The sequence below is a fragment of the Streptomyces sp. ICBB 8177 genome (genome assembly GCF_003144095.1).
Taxonomy (GTDB): domain Bacteria; phylum Actinomycetota; class Actinomycetes; order Streptomycetales; family Streptomycetaceae; genus Streptantibioticus_D.
In genome coordinates, this window is the sequence record NZ_NSKH01000018.1 from 226,073 (window position 1) to 240,543 (window position 14,471).

Annotated in this window: 14 protein-coding genes and 1 tRNA gene; 7 read left to right on the top strand and 8 right to left on the bottom strand. The window is 72.8% G+C overall.

Annotated elements, in window-relative coordinates; translation table 11 throughout:
* Positions 1 to 129 precede the first annotated feature (129 nt).
* Positions 130 to 1,734, bottom strand: coding sequence for an FAD-dependent oxidoreductase (locus tag CK485_RS09330; RefSeq protein WP_109448952.1), 1,605 nt, complete (start codon positions 1,732 to 1,734; stop codon positions 130 to 132).
* Positions 1,735 to 1,986: 252 nt separating this feature from the next.
* Here CK485_RS09330 and CK485_RS09335 point away from each other — a divergent pair, with 252 nt between their 5' ends.
* From CK485_RS09335 to CK485_RS09345, 3 genes are all read left to right on the top strand, one after another.
* Positions 1,987 to 2,805, top strand: coding sequence for a hypothetical protein (locus tag CK485_RS09335; protein ID WP_109448954.1), 819 nt, complete (start codon positions 1,987 to 1,989; stop codon positions 2,803 to 2,805).
* Positions 2,802 to 3,584 (top strand): SDR family oxidoreductase, encoded by a 783-nt coding sequence (locus CK485_RS09340; RefSeq protein ID WP_109448956.1) that lies wholly within the window; start codon positions 2,802 to 2,804, stop codon positions 3,582 to 3,584. Before CK485_RS09335 ends, CK485_RS09340 begins: the two co-directional genes overlap by 4 nt.
* Positions 3,585 to 3,743: 159 nt before the next feature.
* Entirely contained in the window at positions 3,744 to 5,288 is a 1,545-nt protein-coding gene (locus CK485_RS09345) for an MFS transporter (protein ID WP_109448958.1), read from the top strand.
* 186 nt (positions 5,289 to 5,474) lie between these two features.
* On the opposite strand, the gene CK485_RS09350 is transcribed toward CK485_RS09345, so the two are convergent.
* The 5 genes from CK485_RS09350 to CK485_RS29015 form a co-directional block, all read right to left on the bottom strand.
* Positions 5,475 to 6,506 carry an aldo/keto reductase gene (locus CK485_RS09350; RefSeq protein WP_109448960.1) on the bottom strand — a complete coding sequence of 344 codons (1,032 nt, stop codon included), beginning with the start codon at positions 6,504 to 6,506 and terminating at the stop codon, positions 5,475 to 5,477.
* An 84-nt stretch (positions 6,507 to 6,590) separates the two neighbouring features.
* The gene (locus CK485_RS09355) at positions 6,591 to 7,796 is read right to left on the bottom strand and encodes a cytochrome P450 (RefSeq protein ID WP_109452679.1); all 1,206 of its coding nucleotides are present in this window, start codon (positions 7,794 to 7,796) and stop codon (positions 6,591 to 6,593) included.
* A 160-nt stretch (positions 7,797 to 7,956) separates the two neighbouring features.
* On the bottom strand, positions 7,957 to 8,178 hold the full coding sequence (locus CK485_RS09360; RefSeq protein WP_109448962.1) for a ferredoxin: 222 nt from the start codon (positions 8,176 to 8,178) through the stop codon (positions 7,957 to 7,959).
* A gap of 406 nt (positions 8,179 to 8,584) precedes the next feature.
* Positions 8,585 to 9,160 (bottom strand): dCTP deaminase, encoded by a 576-nt coding sequence (gene dcd / locus CK485_RS09365; RefSeq protein WP_109448964.1) that lies wholly within the window; start codon positions 9,158 to 9,160, stop codon positions 8,585 to 8,587.
* Between the two features lie 23 nt (positions 9,161 to 9,183).
* Positions 9,184 to 9,357 (bottom strand): hypothetical protein, encoded by a 174-nt coding sequence (locus tag CK485_RS29015; RefSeq protein WP_241968249.1) that lies wholly within the window; start codon positions 9,355 to 9,357, stop codon positions 9,184 to 9,186.
* Between the two features lie 152 nt (positions 9,358 to 9,509).
* Between CK485_RS29015 and CK485_RS09370 the strand changes: the two genes are divergently transcribed.
* A tRNA-Gly gene (locus CK485_RS09370) sits at positions 9,510 to 9,583 on the top strand.
* 324 nt (positions 9,584 to 9,907) lie between these two features.
* Here CK485_RS09370 and CK485_RS09375 read toward each other — a convergent pair.
* Together CK485_RS09375 and CK485_RS09380 are read right to left on the bottom strand one after the other, a co-directional pair.
* On the bottom strand, positions 9,908 to 10,471 hold the full coding sequence (locus CK485_RS09375; protein WP_109448966.1) for a GNAT family N-acetyltransferase: 564 nt from the start codon (positions 10,469 to 10,471) through the stop codon (positions 9,908 to 9,910).
* A 439-nt stretch (positions 10,472 to 10,910) separates the two neighbouring features.
* Positions 10,911 to 11,372, bottom strand: coding sequence for a GNAT family N-acetyltransferase (locus tag CK485_RS09380; protein WP_199239299.1), 462 nt, complete (start codon positions 11,370 to 11,372; stop codon positions 10,911 to 10,913).
* Positions 11,373 to 11,857: 485 nt separating this feature from the next.
* On the opposite strand from CK485_RS09380, the gene CK485_RS09385 reads away from it, so the two are divergent.
* From CK485_RS09385 to CK485_RS09395, 3 genes are all read left to right on the top strand, one after another.
* Positions 11,858 to 12,445: a hypothetical protein gene (locus CK485_RS09385; protein ID WP_109448970.1), complete on the top strand. Its 588-nt coding sequence runs from the start codon at positions 11,858 to 11,860 to the stop codon at positions 12,443 to 12,445.
* Between the two features lie 90 nt (positions 12,446 to 12,535).
* Positions 12,536 to 13,759, top strand: a complete 1,224-nt coding sequence (locus CK485_RS09390) for a histidine kinase (protein ID WP_146214513.1) — start codon at positions 12,536 to 12,538, stop codon at positions 13,757 to 13,759.
* Positions 13,756 to 14,445 carry a response regulator transcription factor gene (locus CK485_RS09395; RefSeq protein WP_109448974.1) on the top strand — a complete coding sequence of 230 codons (690 nt, stop codon included), beginning with the start codon at positions 13,756 to 13,758 and terminating at the stop codon, positions 14,443 to 14,445. The genes CK485_RS09390 and CK485_RS09395 overlap by 4 nt, the downstream gene beginning before the upstream one ends.
* Positions 14,446 to 14,471: the final 26 nt, after the last annotated feature.

Consider the following 14,471-nt stretch of genomic DNA (forward strand, 5'->3'; position numbering starts at 1 on the left):
CGCGGGCGGTAGGGGGATTCCCGGGAGGATTCCCGTACCGTCCGCGCGGGCGCCGGACCAGGAGCCCGCGAGCCGGGCGCCTGCGAGGAGTTCGCGGCGGGGCCTGCGGCACGGGGCCGTCCGCCACGCTCAGTCCGCCGCGTCCACCAGCGCCGGCCGCGCACCCCTGGCGTGCAGGCGGCGCAGGAGGTCCGGCAGTGTCCGGGCCCGCGCGGGTTCCCACGAGCGGGTCCGCCAGCCGATGAAGCCGTCCGGCCTGACCAGCACCGCGCCGTCCCGGCCGACGCCGTGCGCCGGGGCCCAGCCGTCCGCCGGATCGGTCGCGTCCACGCCCAGCCGCACGACGTCCAGTCCGCCGGCCACGCCCGTCCTGGTCGCGTCGGCGCCGGGGCCGAGGACCAGGGTGAAGCCGTGGCCGTACAGGTCGAGGCTGGAGCAGGGCACGCCGTCGCGCTCCAGCGGTACGTGCGGGGCACGGGTGCCGGGCGCGCCACACGCCTGCGTCGCCGCGTCGTCGTCGGCCGCCACCGCGTCCGACGCGTACCGGAAACCCTGGCCGAGCGCGAGCAGAGCGACCCGCTCGCCCACGTCGCCCGCGCCACCGGGGGCGTTGCGGGCCTGCTGCAGCCGGGTCGACAACGCGCAGGTGACCTCGGCGACCGGGCGGCGTTCGGCCTCGTAGGTGTCGAGCAGCGCGTCGTCCGCGCGGCCCGCCAGCACGGCGGCGAGCTTCCAGGCGAGGTTGTGCGCGTCCTGGACACCGGTGTTGGCCCCGAGCCCGCCGGACGGCGGCACGACGTGCGCCGCGTCCCCGGCGAGCAGCACCCGGCCGCGCCGGTAGCCGTCGGCGACCCAGGAGGCCAGCTCCCAGGTGTGCACCGTGTGGTCGCCGCCCGGCACCGCGGGCAGCAGCCGGACCGGCAGGCCGGGATCCCCGACCGCCTCGCGCACCGCCCTCACACTGCGCTCCGCGGTGAACGACGCCGCGCTCTCGCCGCGATCCGGCTCGTACGGGACCATCAGCACCCAGCGGTGATCGGCGTCCAGCCGGGCCAGCAGGGTTCCGGGCACCGGGCGGCCCAGGTAGGCCAGGCCGACGGGACGCTCACGCAGCGCCCCGTCGAGGTTCGCCTCGAAGGCGATGTTGACGACGTGGGCGAGGCGTTCGCCGCGTGTGCCGATGCCCAGCGCCCGGCGCACCGGGGAGCGGTGCCCGTCGGCCGCGATCAGATACCCGGCCCGCACGGTGCGGCGGGTGCCGTCACGGCGGTCGGTGAGGGTCGCGGTGACCCCGTCGGCGTCCTGCCGGACACCGCCCACCTCGGTGTCGAAGCGCACGTCGGCGCCGAGTTCCACCGCCCTGGCGCGCACCAGCGGCTCCACGACGCTCTGTTCGACCAGCGCGGGCGGACAGGGGCTGAACGGGGCCACCGACTCGCTCGGGGGGCGCTGCTCGCGGTAGTCCTCCGGGCTGCTCAGGGTGGCGGCCCGCACCACGTCCGTGGCGGTGAGGAAGACCGACGGAGGGGCCGCGCGCACCGGCTCCTCCAGGCCGTGCGCCCGGAAGACCTCCATCGTGCGCGGGCTGAGGACCCGGGCTCTGGCCAGCATCGAGGGCCCGGGGTGCCGTTCCGCCAGCAGGACCCGGACCCCCTGAGTGCGCAGGAAGACCGCCGCCGACAGGCCGACGACGCCTCCCCCTACCACCAGGACCTCGACGTTCTCCTCGCTCATCGGCTCCCCGTTCTTCCGCGGGCTCGGCCGCGGGCTCTTCGCCGGATGGCTCCGCACCGGTGCGGCGGACCGGCAGCCAGCCTCAAGGTCAGGAATGGGACGTTGCTCGAACCCGAGCGGAGGCACGCCCTCCGCACGCGCCCGCTCCGGCGGCGCTCCACCGGCGCGCGGCACGCTCGTACTTACCGGGCCGGCGACGGCGCGACCCCGACGGCCCGGCCGGAACGCGGTCTTCGACGGACAGGTGGAGCGATGGATGCGGTGACCGGGACGAGGGACGTCACGGCGACGACGACGCGAACGGACGCGGGCACGGGCGCGGTTGGGGACACCGGCTCGCACACCGCGGTGCCGGACGGTGGACCGCTGGTGCTGCTGACACTCGCGCTGCTGCTCGAACGCCCCATGGATGCCGACGAGTTGGCCGCGACCGCCGCCGAGCGGGCCGCCGACAGCCCGATCGGCGCCCTCACGCCCACCAGCGCGCAGTTCGCCGTGGCGCTGACGCGCCTGCTGCACGCCGCCCTGACCGAGAGCCACCCTGAACGCGGCCGTGCGGCCCACGCGTTGACCGCGCGCGGCCGGGAAGCCTTCACCACCGCGGTGCGCGACCTGCTCGGCGCCGACGACACCGACCGGCCGCCGTTCCACACGGCCGTCGGCTACCTCGGCGCGCTGGCGCCCGAGGCGGCGCTGGCCGGACTGCGCGAGCGGGCGGCGGCGCTGCGGGCCCGGGCCGCGCGCATCGCGGCGGCCGAGCGGGGCTCGGAGGGCGTCCCCCGGCTGTATGTGATCGAGAACGAGTACGCGGGCTGGATGTGCCGCGCCGAACTGGAGTGGGCGCAGCGCACCGCCGCCGAGATCGAACGCGGCACGCTCGCCTGGCCCGCCGAAGCGGACTCCTCCGAAGCGGACTCCCCCGCCGCCGACGCACCCGACGCCCGGGCACCGCGGCCGGAGCGCCCGAACCCGCCGGTCCAGGAGGCGCGAGAGGCCACGGAAACCGCGGCGGCCGGCTCCTTCGCACCTCAAGCGGAGGTCGAAGCGGCTTCCCTAGCGTCGGCGTCATGACTCAACTCCCACTCCAAGGCAGGACGGCCCTCGTCACCGGAGCCAGCCGGGGCATCGGCGCCGCCATCGCCACCGAACTCGCCCGGCGCGGCGCCGCCGTGGCCGTCAACTACCTCAACTCCGAGGACGACGCGCAGAAGGTGATCGCGGGCATCGAGGAACTCGGCGGCCGGGCCGTCGCCGCCCGCGCCGACATCTCCGACGGCGAGGAGACCCGCGCCATGGTCGCCGAGGTGGAGCGCACGCTCGGCCCCATCGACATCCTGGTGCTCAACAGCAGTGGCTTCCGTGAGGTGTTGCGCGGTCCCGCGCTGAACCTGCGGGTCGACGCACTGGTCGACAAGATGGCCACCCAGGCCCGTGCCACCCTCGGCCCGGCCTACGCGGTACTGCCCGGGATGGCCGAGCGGGAACGCGGGACCGTGATCCTCATCTCCGACGGCTTCTCCAGGCAGGCGTCCGCGGGAGCCATCGGGCACGCCGTCGCCAAGGCGCCGATGGAGGCGGCGATGAAGCACCTGGCCATCGAGCTGGGCCCGAAGAACATCCGGATCAACACCGTCATCCCCGGCCCCACCCGCAGCGAGAACCTGATGAAGAAGTGGCACGCCAAGGACGAGTGGGGCCGCACCCTGGCCTCCGTGGTCGACGAGATCCCGCTGCGCCGGGTCGGCGAGCCGGAGGACGTCGCCCGCGCGGTCGCGCTGCTGGCCGGCGACGAACTCTCCTACGTGACCGGCGCGTTCCTGCCGGTCAGCGGAGGCCAGCTGATCCTCTGAGCACCCTCTCGCGACGGCCCCCGCACGCGCCTGCCCGTCCGCCCGGTACCTCCGGGCGGACGGGCGCGCCGCGTGCCCGTGGGGCCGGCACGTCACGCAACGGCACGCGAGAGCACCCGGGACGGCCATGACCAGGCCGCGACGAGAAGGAAGAACCGTATGCAGACCGAAAGCCCCACCCCGGCCGCGACACCGGGCCGGACGATCGCCGTGGTGGCCTGCGCCGCCCAGTTCATGGTCGTCCTCGACGCCACCATCGTGAACGTGGCGCTGCCGTCACTCCGCACCGACCTGGGGCTGGGCCCGGCGGCGCAGCAGTGGGTGATCAACGCCTATCTGCTGACGTTCGCCGGGTTCCTGATGCTCGGCGGGCGCACCGCCGACCTGTTGGGCAGACGCCGGGTGCTCATCGCGGGGCTGGGGCTGTTCACCCTGGCCAGCCTGGCGGGCGGGCTGGCGCCGGACGGCGGGACGCTGATCGCGGCGCGCGCGGCGCAGGGACTCGGCGCCGCCTTCCTCGCCCCGGCTCCACTGGCTCTGATCAACGCCGGCTACCCCGACCTGCGCACCCGCACCAAGGCGATGGCCGCGTGGAGCGCGACCGCGACCGCGGCGGGTTCGTGCGGGATCCTGCTCGGCGGCGTGCTCACCGACGAGCTCGGCTGGCGGTGGGTGCTGTTCGTCAACGTGCCGGTGGGCGCCGTGCTCGCCGTGGTGGCGCTGCGGCTGCCCGCCTTCCGCGGCACCGGCGGCCGTTCGCTGGACGCGCCCGGCGCCGTGCTGGTGACGGCCGCGCTCGCCGTGGCCTCGTACGGGCTGTCGGAGCTGGAGGGGCACTCCCTGCTGCGCCCGGCGACCGGGGGCGCCATCGCGGTGTCCGTGGTGCTGCTGGCCGCCTTCGTCGCCGTGGAGGCACGTGGCAGCCGCCCGCTGGTTCCGTTGCGGCTGCTGCGGGACCGTCCGCTGGTGCTGGGCAACGCCGCGGCCCTGGTCATCGGTGCCGTCACCACCTCGGTGATGTACTTCGTGACGCTCTACGTCCAGCGGGTGCTGGGGTACTCGCCGTTGCGGGCCGGGCTGGCGATGCTGCCGCTGACGCTCGCCATCGCGCTCGCCTCGCTGCTGGTGCGGCGCGCGGTGCAGGCGGCCGGGCCGCGGGTGCCGCTGGTCGTGGGGTGGCTGCTGACGGCGGGCGGGCTGGCGTGGCAGTCCCGGTTCACCGCGCACGGCTCGTTCGCCGTGGACGTGCTCGGGCCCGGCGTGCTGCTGGGCCTCGGCCTGGGCACCGTGGTGCTGCCGATGACGCTGGCCGCGACCGCCGGGGCACCGGCGCAGGACGCGGGGCTGGCGTCGGCGCTGATGAACACCGCACGCCAGATGGGCGGCGGGCTGGGCCTGGCCGCGCTGAACGCGGTCGCGGGCGCGGCCATCGGCTCGGCCGCCGCCTCCGCCACGGCGACCGCCACGGTGCACGGCTACGCGGTGGCCCTGCTCGTCGGTGCGGCCCTGGCACTGGCCGCCGCCGGCCTCGCCCTGCTGATTCCGGCACCGGCCCCGGCGGCTCGGGCCGAGCCCGCGCCGAAGGAGGCGGCCACGCACGCCCCCGCGAGCGGCGCCGACGCGGCGGACGCGTCCCCCGGGAGCCCTGCCGCGGGTGGCGCTTCCGCCGACGACGCCTCCGCCGTGCGAACTCCCGCCCGGTAGACCGCCGTAGCGCTGTGCACCGGGGAACCGGGACACCGGTGCACAGCGACCGCGGGCCGGAGCCCCGGCGGACGAACACGCACAACGCTCCGCCGCGGGCGACCCGTCAAGCGGTCGCCCGCGCCGGAGCGTTCGTTCCCGCGGCTGCCCGAGGGCGCCGCCGGCACGCTTACGCGGCAGGCCCGTTCACGCCGCGGCGGCCGCCGCACGGCGGGCCCGGAGCATCACGCTGAGGGTGAGCGCAGGGTCACGTACCACGACGTCGCCGAGCACGTCGTCGATACGGGCGAGCAACTCGGGTTCCAAGGCGACGTCGAGCGCCGCGAGGTTGCGGCCGATCTGCTCGGGGCGGGAGGCGCCGATGACGGCGCAGGTGACGCGCGGGGCGTGCAGCACCCAGGCCAGCGCGAGCTGAGGCAGTGTCAGACCGGCGGCCGCGGCCAGCCTTTCGACCCCTCGGACCCGCTCCAGCACCTCGTCGCGCAGAAAGTCCCAGCGGCGCAGCGACACACCGCCGCCCTCGGCCGCCACCGCCCGCGAGCCCGCCGGCAGGGCCCCGCCCGGCGCGTACTTGCCGGTGAGCACACCGCCGGCCAGCGGGGACCACACCATCTGCCCGATGCCCAGCTCGGCGCAGGCCGGGAAGACCTCCGGCTCCGGCACCCGCCACAGCAGGTTGTACTGCGGCTGGTTGGAGACGAGCGGCACACCGAGCTCACCGGCGAGCCGGGCGGCCTCGGTGATCTCACCCGCGCTCCACTCCGAGACGCCCACGTAGCGCACCTTGCCCGCTTCGACCGCGTCGGCGAAACCACGCATGGTCTCTTCCAACGGCGTCGCGTCGTCGTGGAGATGGGCCTGGTACAGGTCCACGTGATCGGTGCCCAGGCGGCGCAGCGAGGCGTCCAGCCGCTCCCGGATGCGGTTCCGGGCCAGGCCACCGGGGCCGCCGGACTGCCCGCCCGCGCCCCTGCCGACCTTGGTGCAGATCACCACCTGGTCGCGCGGCGTGCTGGCGAGGGCGGCGCCGAGCAGTTCCTCGGCGCGCCCGTCGGCATAGACGTCGGCGGTGTCGAAGGTGGTGATCCCCGCCTCCAGAGCGGCCCGCACGCAGGCGGTCGCGGCCTCGTCGTCGAGCTGGTTGCCCGCGGTGAGCGAGTTGCCGAACGCGATGCGGCTCACGGCGGGCCCGGCGGTGCCGAGCGGTCGACGGTCCACGGTGCACTCCTTCTTGGTGACCCCGGCGGCGGATGTCTCCCACGTGCCCGGCCCGCCGGGACCTCCGGAGCCGCGGGGCGGAGATCACCAGGCGACCGGCAGCTCCCGGACGCCGTAGACCGCCTTGTCGGTGCGGTAGGACAACTCCTCGTAAGGAACCGCCAGGCGCAGTTCGGGCAGTCGGCGCAGCAGCGTGCCGAGCGCGATCTGCATCTCCGCGCGGGCCAGCGGCTGCCCGATGCACTGGTGCACGCCGAAGCCGAAGGCCAGGTGGCGGCGGGCGTCCCGGCCGATGTCCAGCCGGGCCGGGTCCTCGAAGACGGTGCCGTCGCGGTTGGCGGCGGACAGCATGCACAGCACGCCCTCGCCCGCGCGGATCACGGTCCCGTCGATCTCCACGTCCTCCAGCGCGGCACGCGGCAGCCCGAAGTGAACGACGCTCAGGTAACGCAGCAGTTCCTCGACGGCGCCCTTGATGCGGGACGGGTCCTCGCGCAGCCGGGCCGCCTGCTCGGGGTGGCGCAGCAGGGCGAGGGTGCCGAACGAGATCATGTTCGCGGTCGTCTCGTGGCCCGCGACCAGCAGCACCATGCCCATCGCCGCGCACTCGGCCTCGTTCAGCTCGCCGCGCGCCACCAGCCGGCTGAGCAGACTGTCGTCCGGCTTCCGGCGCTTGTCCTCGGCGAGCCGGGTCAGGTACGCGTTCAGCACACCCATCGACTCCTTGACCCGCTCGGGCGCGGTGCCCAGGTCCACCAGGAGCGTGGTGTGGCTCTCGAAGAACTCGTGGTCCTCGTACGGCACCCCGAGCAGCAGGCAGATCACCCGCGAGGGCACCGGCAGCGCGAACTGCCGCACCAGATCGGCCGGTGAGCCGGAGGCGATCATCCGGTCCAGCGCCTCGTCGACGATGTGCTGGAGCTGCGGACGCTGCGCCTCGGCGCGCTTGACGATGAAGTCACCGGTGAGCATGCGGCGCAGCCGGGCGTGCTCGGGGTCGTCCAGCCTCAGGAAGCTCGGCGTGCTCTTGGTCAGCAACTGCTTGCGGCCGGGCGACAGGAAGGGGAAGCCGGGCACCCGGGCGTCCGCGCTGAACCGCTTGTCGAGCAGCACCTCCCGCATGCGCGCGTGGCCGGTGACCAGCCACACCGCGGTCCCGTCCCACAACCGCACCCGCGACAGCGGCGCGTGTTCCCGCTCCGCCTCGTACGCGGGCGGCGGTGCGAACGGGCACGCGCCGCGGGGGGCGGGCAGCGTGAGCGCGGACTCTTCGACGTACGCGGTGTTCATGCGGACGGACACTCCCTCTTTCTCGTGACTCCCTCGTGGGACCGATGCGCGTCGCGGGACGGCCGAATGCCGACGGCGTCGGTGCCGGCCTCGGCGGGGCCGTCCCCGGTGACCGTGGGGGCGCGGCGCGCGGCGGCGCCGTCCTGTGGCGGCGCGGGGGTCAGGCGTCCGCCGTGTCGGCGGCGCTCTCCTCGGTGACCGTGATGGCTCCGGCCGGACACAGATGTGCCGCCAGCCGCACGTCGGCGGCCGACGCGTCGGAGGGGCGCTCGTTCAGCAGGACGACCATGCCGTCGTCCTCGCTCTGGTCGAAGACGTCCGGCGCGTGCACCACGCACTGCCCGGCGCCGCAGCACCGCTCCCGATCAACGGACACCCGCATGCGGACTCCCCTCACGCCTGCCTGTGACGACGCACCGTCGCCGTGGTCCACCGAGCGTTCCGGCCAGCGCTAGTGATCGCGTCGAGCGGGAGCGGAAGAGGGGGAGACGAAGGAGGGGCGGGCCGGGGGCCCGCCCCTCCTGCAAGAAGCGAAGCTGGCGGTGAAGGGCGGGGCGTGAAGAAGGAGCCCTGAGGGGCAGGACTGTGAAGAAAAGGGAGGAAGGGGGACGAAGAAGAGGTGGGATGCCGAGGGTCGTACGCCGCTACGCGGCCGAAGGTCCCCGCCCCCAGTCCGTGTCAGCCGTCATCGTCATCGGTCATCGGCCGTTGCCGTTGCCGTTGCCGTTGGCCGCCGCTGACCGTTGACCATTGACCATTGACCGTCGTCGGCTGGCTGGCGCCGGCCTTCAGACCCGGGTCCGGTGGAAGTTCTGGAAGGAGCGCGACGGCGTCGGTCCGCGCTGCCCCTGGTAGCGCGACCCGTACTTGCCGCTGCCGTACGGGAATTCGGCCGCGGAGGTGAGCCGGAACAGGCACAGCTGCCCGATCTTCATCCCCGGCCAGAGCTTGATCGGCAGGGTGGCGACGTTGGACAGCTCAAGGGTCACATGCCCGGAGAACCCGGGGTCGATGAAGCCGGCCGTCGAGTGCGTGAGCAGCCCGAGCCGCCCGAGCGAGGACTTCCCCTCCAGGCGGGAGGCGACGTCGTCGGGCAGCGTGATCACTTCGTACGTCGACGCGAGCACGAATTCACCCGGGTGAAGGATGAACGCGTCGTCCCCCTCGGGCTCGACCAGCCGCGTCAGGTCGGGCTGCTCGACCGCGGGGTCGATGTGCGGGTAGCGGTGGTTCTCGAACACCCGGAAGAACCGGTCGAGTCGTACGTCGATGCTCGACGGCTGGATCATCGACTCGTCGAACGGGTCGATGCGCACCCGCCCGGCGTCGATCTGGGCCCGGATGTCCTTGTCTGAGAGAAGCACGCCACGAGGATACGTGGCGTGGCCTACCCCCGGCCCTCCCGCACCGCCTCGACGGGCACGGCGTGACGCAGCCGCCCGCACTGCGGGCACCGGATGAGCCGCCCGGGCCCGATACGGTCGGCGCCGAGGTTCTGCAGGGGGAAGGTGCTGGTCCTGAACAGATGGCCTTCGGCACACCGCACGACGGTACGTTGCATCGCTGTCCCTCTTCCCATGAGACCCCGGCACGGACGAAGGCCACATTAGGGGATCAACCACCCCGCACCGCGCAAGCACCCCGTGACGAATGCACCGGGGGCGGACGATGGGGTACAGTGAGCGACGCTGGGACAGCGAAAGCCTGTCTTACGCGGGTGTAGTTTAATGGTAGAACATGAGCTTCCCAAGCTCAGAGCGCGGGTTCGATTCCCGTCACCCGCTCCAGAGTTGAGGCCCAGGTCGGAGACCTGGGCCTTGTGCGTTGTCTGGGCAGGGTGGCCATCCCGCAGCAGGCTGGCTGCCACCTTTCAGCCGCCGGTGGATCAGTGCACCTGGGGCCCGGCCGCCCCGCACGGCAGACGGGGTCGAACGTCGGGCGCCGAAGGGCCACGCAGGATGGATCACCGACGCACCGGAGGCCGGAGGCAGCATCCTGACTGCCTCCGGTGCGGGCATGCGAGCGCGGACCTCCTCATCGAAGACCGGCCCCGGACCGCACGTCTCCGGGCGGGTGCCCGCCGCCCCAGCCTCAACGGTGAAAAAGCGGCGCTACCGCCGCTCCCACTGCTCCTTGGTGATCTCGTACCGAACGCCCCCGTGCTCGGAGCCCTCGACGGCCTCCATGCCGGGGGGAGTCGGGATGTTCCCCGCGAACGTCATTGCGAGCTTCTCCATGACATTGCGCGAACCGCGGTTCACGGTCATCGTCTCTGCCCGCACCCTGCGCACCCCCAGCTCCGTGAACGCCTTGCCCAGCAGCGCCCTCGAGCCCTCAGTGGCATAGCCCTTGCCCCAGGCCGCCTGCCGCAGCCGGTAACCGAGTTCGACCTCGTCCAGCGGGCCCTCCGGCTCCGGGCGCAGGATGAACCAGCCGATGAACGCTCCGCCGTCCTTCTCCTCCGCGGCGAACAGCCCGAGGTCGCCGCCCCACTTCTCGTAGTTGGCGAGGATGTTCGGCAGGTAGCGGCCGCGAACGACCTCCGGAGCGGTGGGAGCGCCGCCGGTCAGGTAGCGCATCACCGCCGGGTCGCTGTCCAGCTCGATCAGCAGGTCCGCGTCACCGGCGGTGAAACGGCGCAGGGTCAGGCGCTCGGTCTCCAGGTAGGTGTCCACCGGCCGATCATGTCCGAAGGGCGATGGTGAGCCCAACGGTTTTTCTGGGATCGCGCGGACACACGCCGCCGACCCAGCCACGGCTGACGGTAGGGGGCGTGCCGACTGCGGCCGCTGGACCGCTGACGGACTCGCGCGGGCCAGACGGGCCTGGCCTGGTCAGGGAGTGCAACGCCACTCAAGGGGCGTGCAACGCGGAATCCCAGGGCAGCGGCCGGTCGACGACCCCGTTCAAGTCCGCCGCGGATCAGCGTCTCGGAGCGCAGGCCGCCCCCGCTCCGATCCTCGCTCTCCGGCTCTTCGGCTCTTCGGCTCCTCGGCTCCTCGGCTCCTCGGCTCGTCGGCTCCTCGGCTCCTCGGCTCCTCGGCTCCTCGGCTCCTCGGCTCACAGCTTCCCAGCACCTTCGGCCCGGTCGAGACCGCCCCTCCTGGCCGCCCTTCAGCGCGGTGCGGTGCCCCGGTGCACGTCCCGCCGGTAGCTGTAGTGGATGAACCCCTCGTGGAGCGTGCCCACTTTGTCGTACAGCGCACGAGCCGGGGCGTCTTCCAGCGTGTTCCAGTAGAGGCCTGGAAAGCCTTGCGCCTTGGCGTCTCGCGCCACCCACTCGATCACCGCCGTCGCGACACCCCGTCGCCGGAACCCCGGGTCCACGAACAGGTCGGCCAGATAGCACTTCCCGGAATACCAGATGCTGGCGTGGAAGAGGTAGTGCGCGATGCCGACCACCTCACCGTCCACCCGGGCGGCGATCCCGCGTAGCCGCTCGTCGGCGAGAAGGCGTCGCCGGGTCCGTTCGTAATCGTCTGCGCTGCGTTCGACCCCGAAGTACGTGTCTTTCCCTCGGGCCAGCGCTTCCCAGCCGAAGCGGTCGGACTCGGTCACCGGGCTGATCTCCAGCATGTCGCCCATCCTGCCGCACGGTCGGATCGGCGAATGAGGGGACTTCAGGCGCCGGTTCACGCGGCCTTCTGCGGGCAAGGACCGGCGCGGCAGCTCGACTCGGCGCATCGACCCGCCATTTCGACTTGGCGCATCCGCTCGCTAGGGCTGTGACCAGGAAAGTTCACCGGGTTGGTGGTTCAGTGGTGTGGCGAGCGCGGCGGTCTGGGTGGTGCTTGAACGAAAGGGGATCTTGAGGGGTATGGCCCTGTTTCATGGGCGGTTGTCACTGATCGTTAGCCAGGAGGGGACATACGGCAGGACGTGGAGCCCGAGGACCTGATCTAGGTTTGGACGCAAACGCGATGACCGGGTGGATCGATGGCAGAGACGGCCGTCGGCAGAAGGGGGTGGACCGTGGTCTCCACCCCCCGCCCCCGCATCTCCACCCGGTGACCGGCCCGGAGGCCGATGGCAGGGTCGGCCAGCGCGGCGAGGGTGGGTGCATGACAGCGAACATCGTGATCATGCAGCTGGCGATCCTGGCCGTGGTACTCGAATCCGATCTCGGCCGCCGCAAGATCGGCTGGCTCCGGGTGGGACGGCCGCTCATCGGCGTCGCCCTCATCGTTCCGTTTTTCTTCACGTCGCTGCCCGCCGGCGGCAACGACCTGCTGCTGCAAGGCGTCAGCGCGCTGGCCGGGGCGGCACTCGGGCTGTTCTCGGTCTGCCCGCTGCTGGTGTCCGTCGACTACCACCCGGATTGGCGACGCCGTTGGCCGCGCACCTCGCCCACCCCAGGCAGCCCCGCCGCGGTCAGCCGTTCGGGAGCTGGTTACGCGGCGGTCTGGATCGCCGTGACCGCCGCCCGGCTCGGCTTCGCCTACGGCGCCCAGCACGTCTTTCCGGTGGGGCTCGGTGTGTTCCTGACCAACCACCACCTGAGCGCCACCGGTCTGACGAACGGCTTCATCTTCCTGTCCGTGAGCATGAGTCTGTTCCGCAGCCTGGGGCTGTGGGTGCGAGGCCGCGCGCGCCTGTCCCAGGCCGGCCCGGTCATGGGCGCTGCGCCTGCGACGGGAGGCGCACGGTGATCCTCCTACCGCTGCTCACCCTGATCGTCTGCGCTGTCCGTGCGCTGCGGGCCGCTCTTCAGGCGCACCGTCCTGGGATAATCCGGACCGATGAGCATCACCAGTAGATTCAACCCGGCGGCGGACCATCCTGGGATCGGGTTGAGTGGCGTGATCCCCGACCCGCGGGCGCGTGCCGCGGCCATGCTGGTGGGGCTGGGCGTGTCGGTCTGGATCAACGTCGTCACGCTCCCCGCCGACCCGGGGGTCGTGGTGCCCGTCGCCCTGGCCGTCGCCGCGCTGGCCTGGCTCGTCCTGATCGCCGGCACCCTGCTGACCGCCGGTACCCGGGGTGTGCACGTGGCTGCGGTCGCCGCGGTGATGTGCGCGGCCGGGGCGGTGCTCGCGGTCACCGACGCCAATGGGCTGATCTTCACCGGCGTGGCGGCGAGCCTGGCCGCCGTCGCGTTCGATCCGCTTGCCGCCCTCGTGCTGTCCACCGCCGGTCCCGTCGCCTACTGCCTCGCGGCGATCCCTCATGGGCCGTTTCCGGGGCGCCTGCTGAGCACCGCTGCCGTGGCCCTCGCCGGACTGGTGGCCGGTGCGAGCCGACGCGAGACCGACCAGCGTGCCCGGCACAGCACGCTGGTCGCCACGGAGCGCCGGCGTACCGAGCTCGCCCGGGCCGAGGCGGAACTCGCCGGTGAACGCAACCGTCTCGGCCGTGAGCTCCACGACGTGCTCGCCCACACCCTCGGCGCCCTGTCTATCCAGCTCACCGCTATCGACACCCTCGCCCGCACCGACGCACCGCGCGAGAAGCTCATCACACAGATCGAGCTCGGCCACGAGCTGGTCAGCACGGGCCTGGACGAGGCACGCCAAGCCGTCCGGGCGCTGCGCGGGGAGGCCGCGCCGCTGGCCACGCAGCTCGAACGGCTCTGCGAACTCCACCAGGCAGAACTCGAACTGGACGGTGGCCGGCAGGAGCTGGAGGCCGACACCACGCTCGCGCTCTACCGGCTCGTCCAGGAAGCACTGACCAACGCCGCCAAACACGCCCCCGGCACGCAGGTGAACGTCCGAGTCGGCTTCGGTTTGCAGGACGTGACCGTACAGGTCGGCAACACCAGACCCGCCCCGGCCCCGGAGACACCCGCGGCACTGCGCGCGAGCGGCGGCGGGTTCGGGCTCCGGGGCATGAGGGAACGCGTCGAGCAGGCGGGCGGCGATCTCCAGGCCGGCCCCACATCCGACGGTGGATGGCAGGTCGCAGCACGCATCCCCTACCGACGGGGCACCCTGGGCAACGGCAGCGACGGGAGCGACCGATGAGCCCCACACCGATCTCGGTGATCATCGCGGATGACCATCGGGTCGTCCGCGAGGGCTTGGCCACCATCCTCGGCGCCGTCGACGGGGTGCACGTCGCCGGATTGGCCGCGGACGGCGCGCAGGCCGTCGATCTCGCCGCCCGGCACGAGGCCGACGTTGTCCTGATGGACCTTCACATGCCCGGCACCGACGGCGTCGAGGCCACACGCCGACTGAAAACCGAGCGTCCGGCCACGGCCGTGGTGGTCCTCACCACCTATACCGACGACGACTCCATCCTCGCCGCACTCGAAGCCGGCGCCACCGGCTACCTGACAAAGAACGCCTCCGCCGCGGACATCCACCGCGCCATCGAGGCCGCCGCCAGCGGCCATACCATGCTCGACCCGCTCGCCGCCGCCCGCCTGATCCACGCAAGCCGCCGCACCGACCCGGAACACACCGCGAAGAACGCAGCCCTCCCCGACGGCCTCACCGAACGCGAGGCCCAGGTACTCGGCCTGATCGCACAGGGCCTGTCCAACGCGGAAATCGCCGCCAGGCTGTACCTGAGCCGCTCCACGGTGAAGACCCACATCCATCAGATCTTCGCCAAGACCGGCAGCCGCGACCGGCCACAGGCCATCGTGTACGCACACCGGCACGGGATCCGCGCCGAGGAGGATCCAACCCAGCTGAACGGGTGACGGGCCGGGCCCTTCAGAGCTTCAAG

Coding starts and splice junctions, on each gene's coding strand:
- CK485_RS09390 (WP_146214513.1), top strand. CDS start 12,536: ATGAGCATCACCAGTAGATTCAACCCGGCGGCGGACCATCCTGGGATC.
- CK485_RS09380 (WP_199239299.1), bottom strand. CDS start 11,372: ATGCTGGAGATCAGCCCGGTGACCGAGTCCGACCGCTTCGGCTGGGAA.
- CK485_RS09355 (WP_109452679.1), bottom strand. CDS start 7,796: ATGAACACCGCGTACGTCGAAGAGTCCGCGCTCACGCTGCCCGCCCCC.
- CK485_RS09330 (WP_109448952.1), bottom strand. CDS start 1,734: ATGAGCGAGGAGAACGTCGAGGTCCTGGTGGTAGGGGGAGGCGTCGTC.
- CK485_RS09335 (WP_109448954.1), top strand. CDS start 1,987: ATGGATGCGGTGACCGGGACGAGGGACGTCACGGCGACGACGACGCGA.
- CK485_RS29015 (WP_241968249.1), bottom strand. CDS start 9,357: ATGCAACGTACCGTCGTGCGGTGTGCCGAAGGCCATCTGTTCAGGACC.
- CK485_RS09385 (WP_109448970.1), top strand. CDS start 11,858: ATGACAGCGAACATCGTGATCATGCAGCTGGCGATCCTGGCCGTGGTA.
- CK485_RS09345 (WP_109448958.1), top strand. CDS start 3,744: ATGCAGACCGAAAGCCCCACCCCGGCCGCGACACCGGGCCGGACGATC.
- CK485_RS09395 (WP_109448974.1), top strand. CDS start 13,756: ATGAGCCCCACACCGATCTCGGTGATCATCGCGGATGACCATCGGGTC.
- CK485_RS09340 (WP_109448956.1), top strand. CDS start 2,802: ATGACTCAACTCCCACTCCAAGGCAGGACGGCCCTCGTCACCGGAGCC.
- CK485_RS09360 (WP_109448962.1), bottom strand. CDS start 8,178: ATGCGGGTGTCCGTTGATCGGGAGCGGTGCTGCGGCGCCGGGCAGTGC.